At 74.7% G+C, this 411-nt stretch carries 1 protein-coding gene; it reads right to left on the bottom strand.

Annotation, left to right across the window (positions count from 1 at the left end; genetic code table 11):
* Window positions 1–411, bottom strand: a 411-nt coding sequence (locus GSF22_RS34235) for a radical SAM protein (protein ID WP_208818000.1), incomplete at both ends; no start/stop codon positions are given.

The raw sequence follows: 411 nt of genomic DNA, 5'->3' as shown, positions 1-411 counted from the left end.
GCACGGGCCGCGGCCAGGGCACGGGCGACGTTGGCAGGGTCATGGGTGCGGTCGAGCGTCGCGAGCACCTGCGGCACGGCTGACTGCATGCCGATGCTCACCCGGCTGAAACCGCCGTCGGCGAGCACCCGCAGCGACTCCTCGGTGACGCTGTCGGGGTTGGCCTCCGTCGTCACCTCGGCATCGTCGTCCAGGCCCCACCGCTCCCGCACGGCATCGAGGAAGCGCACGAGGTCCTGCGGGGGCAGCAGCGTCGGCGTGCCGCCCCCGACGAAGACCGTCGAGACCGGGCGGTCCGTGCCCACGGACCGCGCCGCCAGGTCGAGCTCGCCGATCGCGGCGTCGACGAAGGTGGCGACGCTCGCCCCCTTCGCGCCGCCGACGGGGCCCAGCTCGGTGGCCGTGTAGGTG

It is taken from the genome of Micromonospora echinofusca, from assembly GCF_017614955.1.
GTDB classification, from domain to species: domain Bacteria; phylum Actinomycetota; class Actinomycetes; order Mycobacteriales; family Micromonosporaceae; genus Micromonospora; species Micromonospora echinofusca_A.
This window is presented reverse-complemented; position numbering and strand designations above follow the sequence as displayed.